Source organism: Lysobacter sp. Root983 (assembly GCF_001429345.1).
GTDB lineage: Bacteria > Pseudomonadota > Gammaproteobacteria > Xanthomonadales > Xanthomonadaceae > Lysobacter.
The window spans coordinates 1,463,061-1,480,478 of record NZ_LMJO01000001.1; the positions used below are offsets into that span (position 1 = coordinate 1,463,061).

At 67.1% G+C, this 17,418-nt stretch carries 14 protein-coding genes; 6 read left to right on the forward strand and 8 right to left on the reverse strand.

What is annotated here, in order from left to right; all coding sequences use genetic code 11:
• Nucleotides 1-85: 85 nt before the first annotated feature.
• Nucleotides 86-3,037 (reverse strand): TonB-dependent receptor, encoded by a 2,952-nt coding sequence (locus tag ASE43_RS06210; RefSeq protein WP_057159766.1) that lies wholly within the window; start codon nt 3,035-3,037, stop codon nt 86-88.
• A gap of 42 nt (nt 3,038-3,079) precedes the next feature.
• Nucleotides 3,080-4,537 (reverse strand): transglutaminase-like domain-containing protein, encoded by a 1,458-nt coding sequence (locus tag ASE43_RS06215; RefSeq protein WP_082607127.1) that lies wholly within the window; start codon nt 4,535-4,537, stop codon nt 3,080-3,082.
• A 203-nt stretch (nt 4,538-4,740) separates the two neighbouring features.
• On the opposite strand from ASE43_RS06215, the gene ASE43_RS06220 reads away from it, so the two are divergent.
• The 6 genes from ASE43_RS06220 to ASE43_RS06245 are packed head-to-tail and all read left to right on the forward strand — an operon-like array spanning nt 4,741 to nt 11,373.
• Nucleotides 4,741-5,898, forward strand: coding sequence for a DUF819 family protein (locus ASE43_RS06220; protein WP_057159768.1), 1,158 nt, complete (start codon nt 4,741-4,743; stop codon nt 5,896-5,898).
• Nucleotides 5,899-5,902: 4 nt separating this feature from the next.
• Entirely contained in the window at nt 5,903-7,306 is a 1,404-nt protein-coding gene (locus ASE43_RS06225) for an SH3 domain-containing protein (RefSeq protein WP_057159769.1), read from the forward strand.
• 32 nt (nt 7,307-7,338) lie between these two features.
• Nucleotides 7,339-8,436, forward strand: a complete 1,098-nt coding sequence (locus ASE43_RS06230; RefSeq protein WP_056181377.1) for a dipeptide epimerase — start codon at nt 7,339-7,341, stop codon at nt 8,434-8,436.
• Nucleotides 8,437-8,455: 19 nt separating this feature from the next.
• Nucleotides 8,456-9,307, forward strand: coding sequence for a MurR/RpiR family transcriptional regulator (locus ASE43_RS06235; RefSeq protein WP_056181374.1), 852 nt, complete (start codon nt 8,456-8,458; stop codon nt 9,305-9,307).
• A gap of 17 nt (nt 9,308-9,324) precedes the next feature.
• Entirely contained in the window at nt 9,325-10,089 is a 765-nt protein-coding gene (locus tag ASE43_RS06240) for a hypothetical protein (RefSeq protein WP_057159770.1), read from the forward strand.
• A gap of 39 nt (nt 10,090-10,128) precedes the next feature.
• A complete protein-coding gene (locus tag ASE43_RS06245) occupies nt 10,129-11,373 on the forward strand; it encodes a cation:dicarboxylase symporter family transporter (protein ID WP_057159771.1) in 1,245 nt (414 codons plus the stop codon).
• Between the two features lie 68 nt (nt 11,374-11,441).
• Here ASE43_RS06245 and ASE43_RS06250 read toward each other — a convergent pair whose 3' ends face one another.
• The 6 genes from ASE43_RS06250 to ASE43_RS06280 all read right to left on the reverse strand — a co-directional run.
• The gene (locus ASE43_RS06250) at nt 11,442-11,654 is read right to left on the reverse strand and encodes a hypothetical protein (protein ID WP_057159772.1); all 213 of its coding nucleotides are present in this window, start codon (nt 11,652-11,654) and stop codon (nt 11,442-11,444) included.
• Nucleotides 11,655-11,726: 72 nt separating this feature from the next.
• Nucleotides 11,727-12,044, reverse strand: a complete 318-nt coding sequence (locus tag ASE43_RS06255; RefSeq protein WP_057159774.1) for a hypothetical protein — start codon at nt 12,042-12,044, stop codon at nt 11,727-11,729.
• A complete protein-coding gene (locus ASE43_RS06260) occupies nt 12,041-12,616 on the reverse strand; it encodes an RNA polymerase sigma factor (protein ID WP_057159776.1) in 576 nt (191 codons plus the stop codon). The genes ASE43_RS06255 and ASE43_RS06260 overlap by 4 nt, the downstream gene beginning before the upstream one ends.
• A complete protein-coding gene (locus tag ASE43_RS06265; RefSeq protein ID WP_056181354.1) occupies nt 12,609-12,980 on the reverse strand; it encodes a DUF6249 domain-containing protein in 372 nt (123 codons plus the stop codon). Before ASE43_RS06265 ends, ASE43_RS06260 begins: the two co-directional genes overlap by 8 nt.
• 2,581 nt (nt 12,981-15,561) lie before the next feature.
• Nucleotides 15,562-16,278, reverse strand: coding sequence for an ABC transporter ATP-binding protein (locus tag ASE43_RS06275; protein ID WP_057159780.1), 717 nt, complete (start codon nt 16,276-16,278; stop codon nt 15,562-15,564).
• 72 nt (nt 16,279-16,350) lie between these two features.
• Nucleotides 16,351-17,418 (reverse strand): HlyD family efflux transporter periplasmic adaptor subunit (locus tag ASE43_RS06280; RefSeq protein WP_235568653.1); only part of this gene is annotated, 1,068 nt, incomplete at its 5' end.

Genomic DNA, 17,418 nt, shown 5'->3' on the forward strand with positions numbered 1-17,418 from the left:
GGAACCCCGCACCCATCGCGGAAACGGACGACTCGGCGAATACCCAAGTAAAAAGGCGGACTGCCGCGGCAGTCCGCCAAGGGGGTTAAAACGCGACCGAGATGAGGAGCTGGGCGTAACGCGGAGACTGATAATCCGTGCCATCGCCGAAGAACTGATTCGGGCTACCAATACTGTTTTGGGCCTCGCGCACTTCGTTGACCTCGGTCACCCGCTGCTGATTGGTCAGGTTGTACACCGCCAGCTTGGCGTTGAGCTTCGCCCGACCGAACGTCACGTTGTAAGAGACGCTGGCGCCCAGGGAATAGGTCCAGGGCAGCCGGTCGTATGCGCCGCGGCGGGACAGCCGATAGACGCGCTCATGCGGCTCGAAGTCCGCCGAACAATTCCGCTCACAGATGTAGTGGCTGAGGAACTCGGTGGAGTCGTAAGGGTTGCCGGTACCGAACTCACTGACCGGACGCCCCGACTGGATGTCCAGCGTCGCGCCGACCGACCAGTGGTCGTCGAAGGCGTAGGCCCCGCGGAACTTCAATTGGTGGCGGTGATCGTTGGGCAGGTAGCCGTAGCTGCCGATCTCGACGAACGGATTGTCGAAAGCTTCGGTACGACCACTATCTGAGAAGTCGGTGTCTGAATTGACCGGCCCTTCGGCATTGCCCTTGCTGTAGGACAGCGTATACGAGGCATTGAACGCCCACTTGTCATCCCAGGCGCGGTCGATCATGAACTCCAGGGCGCGGTAGGTACGCTTGGCCTTTCCCCAACCGCGCTGCCCGACCAGATTCCCGTCGTCGTCATACAAGGCCCAGCCTTCCTTCGAGGTATCGATGGTGACGAAGGCATCGTTGACGCCATCGCAGGTCGGGTCGGTGTCCGTGAAGAAGGTCAGGTTCTTGCCGGGATTGCCCATCACGAAGGTGTCGATTTCGCAATGCCCGTTATGGGTGATCTGCATATCGTCGATGGCTTCGTGCAGCCGACGGTAGATGCCGCGCACGCCCCAGGACCAGTTGTCGCCGAACATCGACTGGAAGCCGAGGATAGCCTCGTCCTGGTAGACCGGATCCATGTTCCGATCGACTTCGCCGCTCAAGTCGCCGACCTGGCCATTGCCCTGCGAATCGTCCACCCCTCCGATCTGCGGGCCCAGGATCGGATCCGGATAAACCTGTCCGGTGGCCGGGTTGGTGAAGGTCCCAAAGCCGTTGAACTCGTAGAACGTGCGCGCATCCAGGAACGGACCGGCTTGCTTGATGTTGATGACGTTGGCCACGGGCAGGAAATAGCGCCCCAGGTTGCCGTACAGCTTGGTGCGGCCGTCGCCGTTCATATCCCACGAGAAGCCGAAGCGCGGCGCCACCATATCGTCCATCTTGATGTAGCTGCGACCGGCGGCGTCTTTGTTGTCGAACGCCTCCCAACGCACGCCCAGGTTCAGCACGAGATTCGGCGTGACCGACCAGTTGTCCTCGATGTAGTACGCCTCGTTCTCGGTTTCGAATGTACCTTGATTGGCGACCTGACGCGTGCGTACGTACGCATCCAAGCCGTCTCGCACCCGAACGCCGTTCACACGCCTACTGCTCGGCACCGCGCTGACCTCGTAGCGCAGACCATTGCCTGGGTAACGGCTGGAGTAGTCGGAGGTATTGTTCTCGTGGTCGGCGCCGAAGCGCAGATAATGATCGCCGAGCGACCACTCGAAATCCAAGCGCATGGCCTTGCGCTTGTCGTTTCGATCGATCACGGCGGTATTGCTGGAGCAGCCTATGAAACTCGATCCGACACGGCGGTCCTGGATGAGGTTGCACGCGGCATCGTTCAGGCTGTTGACCGAGGCGACGCGCTCATTCTCGCCATACATCGCCTTGACCGACAGATCGTTGGTCAAATAGCCGGTATAGGTCAGGGCCCAGTTATCGCCACCGTTCTTCTCGAAGGTACGGTTTTCGCGCCCGGACAGGCGCTTCCCGGTGACCGAATCGAACACGTAGTTGTCCTCGACCGTCTCGCTTTTGTCCGAAAACGCCAACAGTTCCAACAGATTCTTGTCGTTGATCTGCCAATCCAGCTTGGCGCCCCAGAAATCGTTGTCGCCGCTCTCGATGAAAAGGTTTCTGCCGCCGTCGTCCGTGCTCTGGTTGTCCAGGTCGCGCTTCTCGTAGATGCCGAAGAAGAACAAGCGATCCTGGATCAGAGCGCCCGAGCCCCATACCGCATAGTTGTTCTGCTCGTTATCGTCGTATTTGGCTACACGCCCCGGATGATTCTTGGCATCCGATTGCGCCAGATTGTCGAACAGCAAATCCACGCCGCCGTGGAACTCGTTGGAACCTTTGCGGGTCACGGCATTGATCACACCGCCCGTGGTACGCCCGAATTCCACCGAATAGCCGCCGGTCTTGACCTGGAATTCCTGCAGAAACGAGAACGGCATCGAGGAGAAGCCGACACGGTTGTAGAAATCGGTGACGTTGAGGCCGTTGATGTACACGGAGTTCTCGGCCACGGACGACCCACCGAAGGACACGCCGCCGAACTCGCCGCGGTTGACTCCCGGCGCTAGCGTGGCGACGTCCGTGATATCCCGCGGCACGGGCAGCCGCGCCATCTCTTCGCGCGTTACGTTGGTAGCCGACTCCGTAGAAGACACATCGACCGGACTGATCCCCCGCGTCCCCACCACCTGCACCGCCGCCAGATCCGTCGCCGCCTGCGAGCCGGCGTTGACGTTGGTCGTGGTGCCCAGGGACACCGTCACCGGCGTCGGCTCGCCGGCCGCGCCGTCGATGCTGGTCTGCAGGGTGTACTGGCCGACCGGCAGGAACGGAAAGCGGTAGTTGCCTTGTTCGTCGGCCTTGACCGTGCGGGTGAAGCCGGTGTCCGGGCTGCGGATGGTGACTTCGGCGCCGGGCGTGGTGCGGCCCGCCAGCGAGCCGTCGTTGTTGGCCGCCAGCGCGCCCATGGAGAGCGAGCCGAAGCAGAGCCCCATCGCGACGCAGAGCGCGGTCTTCCTCATCGTTGTTGCGCGCATGTTTCCGTTTCCCCTAGAGCATGGCCGTGTGGTGAGCTGCCGCTACGGCGCGTGGCCGGGCAGCGGCAGTACTTGTGCTTTGAAGCGGTAGTCCCACTGGTCGAAGTAGAGGTTGCCCCCCGCCCACTCCACTTCGCCGCGCTGCGAATCCACGGTTTCCGAACGGAAGTGCCGTTTCGCCGGGACCAGCTCGGTCCCGTAGTCGTCGTTGAACGCGATGCGGTAGGCATCGAGTCCGCCGAAATAGAACCACTCGACGCCGGGATCCTTGGCGTCCTGGAAGCGTCCCGTGGTGACGTCCATCGGGACCCAGCCGTAGGGCGCCAGATACAGCCAGCCCCAGTCGTGCAGGTTGTCGTAGTCGCCGTCGGAATAAACCATGCCCGACTGCCAGCGCGCGGGTATGCCGTTCAAGCGCAGCAGGGCCATCAGCAGCAAGGTCTGCTGCCCGCAATCGGCATGGCCGGCATGCAGGGCGTAATCGCTGATGTTGGACAGCGTCGAGTATTCGCGCGCGCCGGCCCAGGGGATGCGGTCGACCGCGGCGTAGAGCTTTTTCGCGATGCGCGCGGGATTGGTCTCGTCGCCGACGACCTCGCGCGAATAGCGGCGCAGCGCGTCGGTGTAGACGATGTGCGGCGCGCGCTCGCCCAGGTAGGGCGCGAGCTCGGGGCGCTCGCCCAGCGCCTGCACGCGCTCCGGGTCGATGCGGTGCACCTGGCCGTAGACGGTGAGCTCGTAGCTGATCGAGAACGTGGTCGGCTGGCCGGCCTGCGCGGCTTGTTCCAGATAGATCGTGCGCTGTTGCGCCGATTCGGGCGCGATGCGATGGGCGGCGGGCGCGCTGGACAGGTAGACCAGATCCTCCTGTTGGCCGGGGCGCAGACGCGGATACGGGATCCAGGCGCGCACGGTCTCGCCGGCCGGCACCGCGTCGGCGTTCACCACGATGGACTGGGTCACGCGCACGCGGCGGGGGGCGACGCTGCGCTTGCCGGTCGCGCGCGCTTCGCGCAGCGCCTCGTCGTGATAAGCGTTGGCCTGTTCCATCGGTCCGCCGCCAGGCTTGCGCGGCGGCCGACGGCGCGCATCGGCGGCGGGATCGAGCAGGAACAAGTTGGAGACGGCGCGGCTGAAGTAGTAGGACTGGCCGTCGATATCCAGATGCTCGAGCCGGTTGCTGCGCTTCCAGGCCTGGAACTCTTCCTCGCGCAGGTCCGGCACCAGCTCGCTCAACTTGCGTCGCGCTTCGGTCTCGCCGAGTGGAAAGTCCAGGCGGATGCGACGCATGCGCTCGCGTTGGAATTCCAGCGCCGCGCGCTCGTCGGCGCTCAGATTAGGACGCGCGAGCGCTGCGTCTATGCTCGCGCGGGCGTCGAGAAAGCGGCCGTCATCGATCAGGGCGACGATATCGGCGGGGCCACGCTCGTAACCGGCGTAGGCCGCAGGCAGCGCGAGCAGCAGGCCCGATAGGCACAGGCTGCGCACACCCAGGCACATGGTGCGTGCCGGCGACGTCGCCGAAGCTAGCGGAAGCACGGAAGTTTCCACGTCGCAGCCAGACCATCCGAGGACCCAGTCACGGCTGTGTAACATGGCCGGACGGGCTGGTCAATAATTTATTCTTGACAAATTCTCGTTGTGAAGTATGTATTCCCACTGAGCCGGTCGCGACGACCGCCCGGCGCTAGCGAGGGGACGCGATGATCGAAACGGTCTGGCCATATCTGGCGGTGGTGCTGCTGGCGGCCGGCCTGTTTCCGTCGCTGGAGCGGCGCTACGGCTGGCGCCTGTTCTCGGTGCTGCCGCCGATCGTGCTGACCTATCTGCTGGTGACCGCGTTGGCGGTGGCCGGCCTGTGGCAGGGTACGGCCGAAATCGCGGCGGCCCAACGCCATCTCACCACGCAACTGCTGCCGGCCCTGCTGTTCCTGCTGATGGTCGGCTGCGACCTACGCGCGATTCTGGCGTTGGGCCCACGCATGCTGGCGGTCTTCGCCTGCGCGATGGCCAGCATCCTGGTCGCGATCGTGCTGGCCTATCTGATCTTCCGCAACGCCCTGCCCGCAGACGGCTGGAAGATGCTGGCCGCGCTCAGCGCGACCTGGACCGGCGGCTCGGCCAATCTGGTCGCGGTCAAGCAATCGATCGGCTTGCCCGACAACCTGCTGCCGCCGGTGCTGCTGGCCGACGCGCTGTGCTATTCGGTGTGGGTGGTGCTGCTGTTCTCGGCCGTGCGTTTCGCGCCGCGATTCAATCGTTGGACGCGCGCCGACGAGCGTGCGCTGCCCATGGCCGCCGCGCCGCTCGCCCATGGACCGGCCAGCGCCGGCGGCGTGCTGCTGTGGCTGGGCATCGCCCTGCTGGTCGGCAACGGCGCGATGGCGCTGGCCGCGCAACTGCCCACGCAGGGCTTCCTCACCGGCACCGCCTGGACGGTCTTGATCGCGACCGTCGCCGGGCTGGCGCTCGCGCGCACGCCGCTGGCGCGCTCGCCGGTGCCCGCACCGCTGGCCGGCGCATTGCTGGCGTGCCTGGTCGCGGTGTTGGCCTCGCAGAGCAATTTTGCCGGCATGTCGGCCGCGCCGCTGTTCCTGCTGGTCGGCTTCACCGTGCTGGTGCTGCATGTCGCCCTGTTCGCGCTGGCCGCGCGCGCGTTCCGCTTCGATCTGTACTTGTGCGGGATCTCCTCGCTGGCGCAGATAGGCGGTATGGCGACCGCGCCGGTGCTGGCGGCGACGTACTCGCGCGCGCTGGTGCCGGCGGCGGTGCTGTTGGCGATGCTGGGCCTGGTGCTGGGCACCGGCATCGGACTGTTCATGGCCGGCGTGCTGTCCGGCCTTTCGCCCACGGGAGTCTGATCCGATGCGTGCGCTCCTCGTCCTGCTCGTCGCGGCCGGCTTCTATGGCGCCGCGCCGCCGTCGCTCGCGGCGGCGTCGCCCGCCGCGCTAACCATCCCCGCCCACGGCGTAATCGGCGTGGAGGAACGCCAATTGAATGCGGATTACTGGATCCAGCGGCAGGCGCGCGCGGACCGCGTGGTGCTCGACGCGAAGGCGATCGGCGAGCAGAACGCCAGGCTGCGCGAGCTCGACCCCTCGGTGCACGATCTGGAAGGCCTGCCAGCGACGGTCTCGCGTCAGCAGATCCGCGACTGGATCGCCTCCGTATCGGAGCGGCCGCCCCAGGCGCTGTACGACGACCGCGGTCAGTCCATCGCTGCCCAGGTGCTGGACGGCCTGCAGACTGCGCTGGATCTGGACGCGATTCCGCAACAGCAGGCCCTGCGTTACGGCCTGATCGTGCACCGCGCCGACCTGCGCGCATTCCCGACACCGCTGCGGGTCTTCAATTCGCCCGACGATCACGACATCGACCGCTTTCAGGAAAGCGGACTGTTCCCCGGCGACCCGGTCGCGATCGCCCACGAGAGCCGCGACCGCCAATGGTGGTTCGTGGTCAGCCCGCTCTACACGGCCTGGATCGAGAAGCGCTACGTCGCCGAGGGCGAGGCCGCGGCGGTGTTCGGCTACGGCCGGCGCACGCCGCAGTTGATCGTCACCGGCGCGACCGCGCGCACCGTGTACACGCCCGAGCAGCCCAAACTATCGCAGCTGCAGCTGGACATGGGCGTGCGCGTGCCGCTGCTGGCCGACTGGCCGGCCGATCGCCCGGTCAACGGCCAGCACCCCTACACCGCGCACGTGATCGAACTGCCGCTGCGCGGCGACGACGGCCGCCTGAGCTTCGCCCCGGCGCTGCTGCCCAAGACCCAGGACACCACCGCACAGTACCTGCCGCTGACCAAGGCCAACCTGTTGCGCCAGAGTTTCAAGTTCCTCGGCGAGCGCTACGGCTGGGGCCATTCCTACAACGCGCGCGACTGCAGCGGCTTCGTCTCGGACGTCTACCGCAGCTTCGGTGTGACCCTGCCGCGCAATACCCGCGACCAGGCGGTGAGCCCGGCGCTGAACCGCATCGCCTTCGGCGAGCAGGACGACCGCGCCGCGCGCATGAAGGTAGTGCGCGAGCTGCAGGTCGGCGACCTGATCTACATCCCCGGCCACGTGATGATGGTGATCGGCGACCGCGACGGCGAACCCTATGTGATCCACGACACCACCGGCATCAGTTACCGCGACGGCGAGGGCCGCATGGCCCGTGCCCACCTCAACGGGGTATCGGTATCGCCGCTGACGCCGCTGCTGTTCGACGAGGCCCACAGCTACGTCGACCGCATCACCAGCATCCAGCGCATCCGCCCCTGAGCGCCCCACTACCACGAAGCGATCGGAGCTCCATGAAAATCACCGACATCCGGTTCGGCATGCTGCGCGTCCCGCTGAAGACGCCGTTCAAGACCGCCCTGCGCACCGTCGACACGGTCGAGGACATCGTCGTCTCCGTGCACACCGACAGCGGCCAGATCGGCTACGGCGAGGCCGCGGCCACCGCGGTGATCACCGGCGACACCCACGGCTCCATCGTCGAGGCGATCCGCAAGTTCATCGCGCCGCGCCTGATCGGCGAGGACATCGCCGACCTCAATCGCCTGACCCAACTGGTCCAGGGCGCGCTGGAGAAGAACACCAGCGCCAAGGCCGCGGTCGAGATCGCGCTCTACGACCTGTGGGGCCAGCTCTACGGCGCCCCCCTGTACAAGATGCTGGGCGGCGGCGACCCGGTGATCGCCACCGACATCACCATCAGCGTCGACTACATCGACAAGATGGTGGCCGATTCGATGAGCGCGGTGGAGCGCGGCTTCGAGTCGCTCAAGATCAAGGTCGGCAAGGACATCGGCGTCGACATCGAGCGGGTCAAGGCGATCTACGCCGCGGTCGAGGGCCGCGCCCTGCTGCGCCTGGACGCCAACCAGGGCTGGACCGCCAAGCAGGCGGTGTACGCGATCCAGCAGCTCGAGGACGCCGGCGTGCGCCTAGAGCTGGTCGAGCAGCCGGTCAAGGCGCAGGATCTGGACGGCATGAAGTACGTGACCGAGCGCGTGCATACTCCGATCATGGCCGACGAGAGCGTGTTCGGCCCCACCGAGGTCATCGATCTGATCCGCATGCGCGCCGCCGACATCATCAATATCAAGCTGATGAAGACCGGCGGTATCTCCAACGCCATCCGCATCGCCGACATCGCCGCCCTGTACGGGGTGGAATGCATGATCGGCTGCATGATCGAAACCAGCATCAGCGTCGCCGCGGCCGTGCACGTGGCGGTGGCCAAGGCCAATGTGATCACCAAGGTGGACCTGGACGGGCCCTCCCTGTGCGCGTTCAATCCGGTCGATGGCGGGGTGATCTTCAACGAGTCGGAGATCTCGGTTACCGATGCGCCCGGCCTGGGGATCCGCGAGATCCGCGGCCTCGAACCCCTGCCCGGCTGAACACAGGACCGCCCCGCACATGTCGCCGCTGTTGAAAATCCGGGCCGAACGCGACCGCATGTCGGCGATCGAACGCCGCATCGGCGATTTCCTGCTCGACAACGCCCACCTGCTGCGCGACTACTCCTCGCAGCAACTGGCCAATGCGTTGGGCATCAGCCAGTCCAGCGTGGTCAAGTTCAGCCAGAAGCTCGGCTTCAAGGGCTACCCCGACCTCAAGTACTCCATCGGCGAAGCGGTCGCGCGCGGCAACGGCAACGGCGAGGAGCATGCGCCTACCGCCACCGCGGCCGACGACCCGCATACCGCGCTGGCTGAGGACCTGTGGCATCTCAAGGCCCTGGCCGAGGCCGAGACCCGCCTGATCAACCCGGCCGAGCGCATCGACGCGATCGCCGCGGCGATCGAGCGCGCCGGCAAGGTCTACATCATCGGCCTGGGCGAGGACGGCATCCCGGCGCGCGCCTTCGCCACCCGGCTGTCGATGCTGGGCATCGTCACCGTGCACTACGTCGATGCGATGCTGATGCAGGCCGGCATCTCCAGCGCGGCGGCCGGCGACGTGCTGCTGCTGTTCTCCGAACACGGCCGCCAGCCGGCGCTGTGCCAGATCGGCCGGCGCTTCCGCGAACGCGTGGGCCAGGTCATCACCGTGACCCGCCACACCCCCAACCCGTTGCGCGCGCACGCCGACACCGCCCTGGTGGTCTCGGCGCACGACGAGCGCCGGCATATCGAGCCGCTGCTGTACCAGTCGGCGCTGCAGCATCTGCTGGACCTGATCTTCGTGCTGCTGTGCGACGCCCACGAGGGCCGGCGCCGCCAGCTCGACCTCAACCTCGAGCGCATGCAGGATCTGCTCGACAGCTGACGCCAACCCGAGGCCGCATGCGCATCCCGTTCCGTACCGCTCTGCTGATGCCCACCCTGCTCTTGCTGGCCGCCTGCGCCAGCGCTCCGGGCACGAACGCATCCTCGCCCTGGGGCAACGCGCGCCAGCTGGTGCTGGTGACCACCGACGGCTGGGACGCCAGCGCCGGGCGCCTACGCCGCTACGAACGCGACGGCGGCGATTGGCGCGAAGTCGGCGCGGCCACACCGGTCACGGTCGGGCGCAACGGTAGCGCCTGGGGCCTGGGGCTGCACCCCGCCCAGTCCGACGGACCGCAGAAGCGCGAAGGCGACGGGCGCGCGCCGGCCGGCGTGTTCGCGCTGGGCACCGCGTTCGGTTACGGCGCGAGCGCAGCGACGCCGATGCCCTATCAGGCCATGGGCGCCGACGACTATTGCATCGACGTCAACGCCTCGCCGCTGTACAACCGCATCGTCGACGCCGGCACGGTCGGCCGCGACGCGGTCGCCGAGTCCACCGAGCCCATGCGCCGCGACCTGCATGCCGGCGGCGACCAGCGCTACCGGTTGGGTCTGGTGATCGAGCACAACCCGCAGCGCCTGAGCGGCGCCGGCAGCTGCATCTTCGCCCACCTGTGGAAGGCGCCCGGCGAGCCCACCGCGGGCTGCACGGCGATGGCCGATCCCGCCATGGAGGCCTTGCTGGCCTGGCTGCGCCCGCAGCAACGTCCGGTGTTCGTGCTGCTGCCGGAGGCGGAACTGCGCCGGCTGCGGCAGGATTGGCATCTGCCCGCGCCCTAGCCCAATCTGGGTCCACGTCCCTCCGGAGTCGCCGTCCGCATGTCGATGACCGCCCGCGTCCTGTTCGCCCTGATCGCCGGTGCCGCCGCCGGTCTGATCCTGGTCGCCTTGGCGCCCGAGGCCGCGCACGGCGCCGCGGCGGTGATGCAGCCGATCGGCAAGCTCTGGCTCAACGCCCTGCAGATGACGGTGGTGCCGCTGGTGGTGTCGCTGGTGGTGATTGGCGTGACCTCGGCCACCGACGCGGCCGCGTCCGGCCGCACGGCGCGGCGCGCGATGGTGGTGTTCATCGTGCTGCTCAGCCTGGGCGCAGCCTTCGCCGCGATCGCCGCGCCCGCGCTGCTATCGCTGCTGCCGCGCGACGAGGCGTTGGTGCAGGCCTTCCGCACCGCCACCTCGACCCCCACGGTCGCGCCACCGGCGCTGGGCGACTGGCTGACCGCGGTGATCCCCAGCAACGTGATCGCCGCCGCCGCGGCCAGCGCGATGCTGCCGCTGGTGGTGTTCGCGCTGTTCTTCGGCTTCGCCCTGACCCGGATCGAGCCGGCGCGGCGCGCGCGCCTGGTCGAACTGTTCCAGGCCATCGCCGACACCATGATCGTGATCGTGCGCTGGCTGCTGTGGATCGCGCCGCTGGGCGTGTTCGCACTGATGTTCGCGGTCTGCGCCCACGTCGGCGTGGGCATGCTGGGCGCGGTCGGCTACTACATCGTGCTGCAGTGCAGCCTGTATATCTCGGTGACCCTGATGTTGTACCTGGTCGCGGCCGCGGCCGGCACGCCGCTGCGGCGCTTCGCCGCCGGGGTGCTGCCGGCGCAGACCATCGCCGCGAGCACGCAGTCCTCGCTGGCCTCGTTGCCGGCGATGGTCGACAGCGCCCGCGTGCGCCTGGGCTATCCCTTGGAGATCGCTTCGCTGGTGTTGCCGATGGCAGTGTCGCTGTTCCGCATGACCAGTCCGATCCAGTACATCGGCGTGACCGCCTTCGTGGCCTGGATCTACGGCATCGACCTGAGCGCGGCGCAGCTGGCCGGCTGCGCCGCGCTGGCGGTGGTGATCAGCCTGGGGTCGGTGGGCCTGCCCGGGCAGGTCAGCTTCATGGCGACCAATATGCCGGTGGTACAGGCCGCCGGCCTGCCGGTGGAACCGATGGGCCTGCTGCTGGCGGTCGACACCATCCCCGACGTGTTCGCGACCTTGGGCAACGTCACCGGCGACCTCGCCGCGACCGGCGTGGTGGCCGGTCGCGAGCGGACGGCGAGCGCGGACGACGGCACCGCCTGAGCGCCAGGACACGGCCATGCGCGCCAGGCGCCATTAGTAGATGACGAGGCCCGTAGCGCTTTGAAGCCTTAGCCGATCCGCATCGAGAGCTCGACGTCGTCGGCGAAAGCGATGGACAGATAGCGCGATACCGGCGAACGCACATACGCCAGGTATTCGGGGCTGCAGTCGGGGCTGTAGTCGGCGTTGTCGGCCACGATCAGGGCGCCCGGCCGCAAGCGGGATTCCACCCGCGCCAGCAAGTCGATGGCATCGGGCAGATCCGAACCCAGGGTCCGCATGCGTTTCCGGCGCGCACTTCCACCAGATCCAGCAGCCCGCCCTCGGCGAGGTAAGGTCTGACGGACAGACTCCTATTCGTTCTCTGTCAACGCCCACCACGATGCCATTAGCGACATCCCCATGAGGGTCAGCAGCATGATCACGGCCGCCGAGGAAAGACTCCCGTGCATCCAATCCTGCCAGCCAGCACGGATCAAGGGCGTGGCCGAAAGGCTCCAGAGGCACGCGCCAAGTCCCGCCAATATGCCGACCGGCAACTGCCAACGGCGTGCGCGCCGACGTGCGGGCAATTGCTGCATGACGCGATCGCTAAAGCCGGCATCGGCGACGGGGCCATCGAAATGTTGGCGCAGCAGCGCATCGATGGATGAATCATGCGGGTCGTTCATGAGAGTTGCCTCTTGGTCTCGGATCCTTGCCAGATTGACAGCCACTTTTGCAGCTTTGCCTTGCCGCGCGTCGCGTGGGTTTTCACCGTGCCGAGCGGCATGTCCAGCACGTAGACGGCTTCTTCGTGACTCAACCCCAATTGCACGCAATGCAATAGCACGGCCTGCTCGGCAGGGGACAGGCGCTGCATCGCACGCTCCAGATCTACTTGCAGGTCGACGGTCTGGGCGGGGGCTGCCAGCGCTTCGTGCTCGCCGCCATCGGCATCTTCGAGTGTCCCCGCCTTCTTTCGACTGGCCTGCAGAAAGCAGGTGTACGCGATGCGGTAAAGCCAGGTGGAAAAACGCGCGTCGCCGCGAAATTGGTCGAGTTTTCGCCATGCCAACAGAAACGTCTCCTGCGCCAGGTCGTCGGCACCGGCTTCGTCGCCGTGCAGCAAGCGCCGCAATTGCGCGCGCACCATGCCCTGATGACGCCGCACCAGTTGCTCGAACGCGCGGCCCTCGTTGCCGAGCAGTACTCGTGCAACGAGGGCCTGATCTATGCGCGCTTCCGCGTCGTGATCAGGCATGCTTGTCGTCGCGGCGATTCAGCCACCAGCTGGCGAGGTAGCCGAACCCGGTGAGCAACGGCAACAGGCCAATCCCCCACAGTTCGCCGATCCCTCGCCCGTTTTCGTAGTGTCCCGGCAAGGCGGCGAACATGGCGATGATGCCCAAGCCGATACTGATCAGCACCAGGGCCCGTCGCCGTTCGCAGAACGCCGCGCGCGGCTCGATCAACAGCTCCACCGGCGGCGTCACGCCCTTGTCCGCCAGATGCATCACGACGTTGTAGCGCGCCTGCGCCTGCTGATAGCGATAGCGCAGGACGATCAGCACGATGGCGATCGGCGCAAGTCCCAGCACGAAGAGAATGATGAATTCGGGTTGCATAAGGGTTCTCTCAGTAGTTTGTCTAGGTTAATGACGAAAGCGACTCATTCATACCGCATGCCTTCGGCCGGTTCGCCGCGCAGGATCCTGCGGGTGGACAGGTAGGTGGCCATGCCCACCAGCAGSGTGATCGTGATCGCCACGCCCAGCCCGATCGCCACCGGCACCACGGTCCCCAGCCCGGCCAGACGCGAGAGCAGGAACAGCCCCGCCCCGCCGATCAGCNGTGATCGTGATCGCCACGCCCAGCCCGATCGCCACCGGCACCACGGTCCCCAGCCCGGCCAGACGCGAGAGCAGGAACAGCCCCGCCCCGCCGATCAGCGTCGCGAGCACCAGGCCCACCGCCAGACGCCGCGCGCCCTGGCGCAGGAACAAGCGCAGGATCGATCCGTCGCTTGCGCCGATCGCGCGGCGCAGCCCCACCTCCTGCCTGCGCAGGATCACTTCGTTGCTGCACAGGCCGTAGATGCCGGTCAGCGCCAGCAACAGCGCGAACAGACCGCTGTACACGAACAGCTTCGCCAGACTCCGGCTCAGSGCCACCGTGCGGTCGCGCAGCGCCGTGTAGCGATCCACCGCCACCCCGGGCGCCGCATTGGCCTGCCACGCCAGGTTCAGCAGCGTTGCGCGCGCCGACGGCTCGTCGCCGCGGTAACGCACCAGATAACGCGCACTGACCGGCGCCGCCTGGGCGAACGGCAGGTAGATCGCCGTCACCGCACGCGCATCCGCCTGCATCAGCTGGCTGTCGTCCAGCACATCGCTGACCACGCCCACCACGACCCGCTGCTCGCGCGCCTTGCCCTTCGCATCGAACAACTGGATCGACCGGCCGATCGGCGAGCTGCCCGGCCAGTAACGCTCGGCCAGCGTCTTGCTCACCAGCGCCGAGCGGCTGCCATCGCTGCCGTCGCGGGAGTCGAAGTAGCGTCCATCGAGCAGTCGCGCACCCAGCGATACCGGCGCATCCGAACTYAGCCGYACCGTCGCCTCCGGGTAATCGCCCGCCACCGGATAGTTCATGCCATCCACCCCGAAGCGCCGACTGGCCGCGCCACTCCACAGCATCGCCCCCTCRACGTCCGACTGCGCACGGATGCTCGMCAGCAGGCGYTCGTGGTACTGCGCCTTGCTGGCCGGCGTGCCGTCGCTGCCCTTGGGCGCGGCCACGTCCAGCGCCAGCAGCCGCTCGCCATCGATGCCCGTGTCCAGGTTCGACGTGCGCCAGGCCACGAAGGTCAATGCGCTGCCGACCGCCATCACCACCGATATCAGYACGATCTGCACCGTCAGCAGCAACCGCGACAGCCGCCCGCTCAAGCGTCCGCGTGCGCCGCGCGTTCCGTCGCGCAGCAAGGTCGTGCACGGCACGCGCAGCACCCGCCARGTCGGCAGGATCGACACCACGCAYACGGCGAACAGMACGAACGCGAACGTCATCAGCACCGACTGCGCGTCCACGCCCCAGCTCGCCCAGAACGGCAGACGGTCGCTCCACCCATGCAGGAACTGGTCGGTCGCCTTCAGCCAGTACGCGATCAGCAGCAGGGCCAGCCCGCCGCCCACCACGCAGATCAGCAGGCTCTCCAGCATCATCTGCCACAGCAGCCGGCCGCGCGGCGCACCGATCGCCATCCGCACCGCAATCTCCTTCAACCGCTCCTGCGTGCGCGCCAGCAGCATGTTGCCCACGTTCACGCACGACAGCAGCATGATGAAGCCGGCCAGCAGGTTCAGCACCGCGAACATCACGTTGCCCGCGCCGCCCCCGGCCAGACTCATCTGGAAGGTTTCCAGCGCCATCGCGTTGTACTCGTACGGCTTGCCGTCCACGCGACGATGCCGCTGGCGCAGGCCGGTCAACAGRTCCGTCAGCTCCGCCGACGCCGACGCCCGCGTCGCACCCGGGCGCAGCCGGGCATACGCGCCCACYTCGCTGGAGGCCGCCTCGTTCACCGGCTGCGACTCCTGCTGCGGCATCGGCAGCCACAACCGCGACCACACCGGGAAGGTCACACCCGCCGGCATCACACCGAYCACACGCACCGGCTTGCGGTTGACGTGGATGACCCGACCCACGATGTCCGGCGARCCGGCGAAGGCCGACTGCCACAGCGCATGGCTGACGATCGCCACCGGCTCGGCACCGCCGATCGTATCGGCCGGCAGGAAGCTGCGGCCCAACTGCGGCTGCACCCCGATAAAGCCGAACATGTCCCACTGACCGTACGTGGCTGGCACCATCTGGCTCAGCTCACGATCGCTCACTTCCACGTCGGTGTCGCTGTAGACCCCGATCGCTTCCAGTTCCTTCACCTGCGGCGCGATCTGCGCCAGCTCGTAGGCATCCAGCGTCTGCGTCGGCAGACCGCCCGAACGACCCTCCAGGCGCATCACCCGATCCCCGTCGGTAATCGGCARGTCCTTGTACAGCGCGGTGTTCAGCAAACCAAAGGTGTACAGACTCACCGCCAGACCGCCGGCCAACACCAGGATCGTGGTCAGGGTGAACACCGGAGTCTTGCGCAACAGGCGCAGCGCGTATTTCACATCCGTCCAGTACGACATCGTCCGCTCCTCAGCCGACCGTCCGCAACGCGGCGTGCTGCGACCGGTCGGCCACAATGCGTCCGTCGAACAGCTCGATCTGGCGCGGACAGCGCGCCGCCGTCTCCGGGTTGTGCGTCACCATGCAGATGGTCGCGCCGTCCTGGTGCAGGCCGTCCAGCAGCTCGATCACCGCCTCGGCGTTCTTCGAGTCCAGGTTGCCGGTCGGTTCGTCCGCCAGGATCAGCGACGGACGCCCCGCCACCGCACGCGCGACCGCCACGCGCTGCTGCTGGCCGCCCGACAGCTGCGCCGGGAAGTGCTGCGCGCGATGGGTCATGTCCACACGCGCCAGCGCCTGCGCCACCCACTGCGCGCGCTCGGCCTTGCCCAGGTCCGTCCGGTACGTCAGCGGCAGACCCACGTTCTCTTCCACCGTCAGGTCGCTGATCAGGTGGAAGGCCTGGAACACGAAGCCGATCTCGCGGTTRCGGATCGCCGCCCGCTGGTCGCGGCCCAGCGMCGACACGTCGTGGCCGTTGAGCGTRTAGCTACCCGCGTCCCASGTATCCAGCAGCCCCAGCAGCGACAGCAGCGTCGACTTGCCCGAGCCGGACGGGCCGGACAGGGCCACGTACTCGCCCTTCCCCACCCGCAGGGAGATGTCGTCGAGCGCCCGGGTCTCGACCTTCTCGGTGAGAAAGGATTTGCGGATCGCCGACAGTTCGATCAGGGTTTCGCCGTTCATAACGCGTTTCACTCCTTGGATACCCGCTCGCAGGCGGGTGCGTGATGGTTGAAAAATGAAGGGGAGAKAGGGCTACTTCAGCAAGACCCGGCTGTGCTCGCCCCACGCCGATACATCGGAAACCACGATCTGGTCGCCGGCCTTGAGCGCACCGAGCACCTCGATGTCGCGCGTGGACACCAGCCCGAAATCCACCAGCGTGCGCACCGCCGTGTCGCCTTCCACGCGGTAGACCGCCGCCTGTCCGTGCCCCTGCGCCAACGGCGGCCGGCTGACGAACAGCGCGTTGGGTTTGCGCGCGATCTCGATCACCCCTTCCACGCTCTGGTTGGCGCGCAGGCTCGCCGGCACGGAACCGTCCAGCTTCACCTCTACCTTCACCATCCCGTCGGTCACCGCCGGATCGATCCGCGTCACCCGGCCCGGCACCACGTTGCCGCGCGTGTCGATGCGCACCGCCTGATTGACCCGCACATCCCGCGCCTGGTAGTCCTGCACGTCCAGCAACGCCACCAGGTTGTCGTACGGCGCGATCCGACCGATCTCGTCTCCGCTCACCACCTGCTGGCCCAGCTTCAGGGCCATCTGCCCCACCACGCCGTCGATCGGCGCGCGCACCGACAGGTCGGCGATCTGCTGGCGAAGAATGTCCAGCGTGTTGCCCATCTTGTTCAGCCGCGCCGTGTCCGCTTCCCGCTGCGCGCTCAGGCGCTGCTGCATCATCCGCACGCGCTCCTGCGCCGCCACGATGCGCAGCTTCTGCTGCTCCACCCCACGCTGCGTCTGCTCGTAGGTCAGCTTCGASACGATGCCGTCSGCTTGCAGCTTGGCCTCGGAGGCCTCGCGCAGGGACAGCACCTTCAACTCCGACTGCGCGATCCGTGCGTCCGTCTGCAGGTCGACCAGCTCTGCCTGCATGCTGGCGATGTTGGCCTGCTGYTCCTTCTTCTGCGCCGCCAGCTCCCACTCGCTCTCCGACAGCTGCTCGTGCAGCTTCGGGTTGGCCAGGCTCGCCAGGATGTCGCCCTTCTTCACCGCCGCGCCGGCTTCCACGGCGATGCGTTCCACCTGGCCCTCGACCTTCGCGCCCAGGAACTGCATGTGCTTGGACGTAAGTTCGCCCACACCGCGCACCTGCAC